The organism is Marinicella rhabdoformis (genome assembly GCF_009671245.1).
Lineage (GTDB): Bacteria > Pseudomonadota > Gammaproteobacteria > Xanthomonadales > Marinicellaceae > Marinicella > Marinicella rhabdoformis.
The window spans coordinates 1-281 of sequence record NZ_VTFS01000018.1 but is presented as its reverse complement, the minus strand read 5'-3'; the positions used below and the strand labels follow the sequence as shown (position 1 = coordinate 281).

The 281-nt window shown below is 50.5% G+C and carries 1 rRNA gene; it reads left to right on the top strand.

Features of this window, described 5'->3' with window-relative positions:
- Positions 1 to 281: ribosomal RNA gene (locus FET73_RS15050) — 16S ribosomal RNA — on the top strand; the annotation flags it as partial.

Sequence of the window (281 nt, the reverse complement as noted above, 5' to 3'; positions counted from 1 at the left end):
CGATCTATAGCTGGTTTGAGAGGATGATCAGCCACATTGGGACTGAGACACGGCCCAGACTCCTACGGGAGGCAGCAGTGGGGAATATTGGACAATGGGCGCAAGCCTGATCCAGCAATACCGCGTGTGTGAAGAAGGCCCTAGGGTTGTAAAGCACTTTTATGTAGGAAGAAGGATTGTATGTTAATAGCATATGATATTGACGGTACTACAAGAATAAGGACCGGCTAACTCCGTGCCAGCAGCCGCGGTAATACGGAGGGTCCGAGCGTTAATCGGAA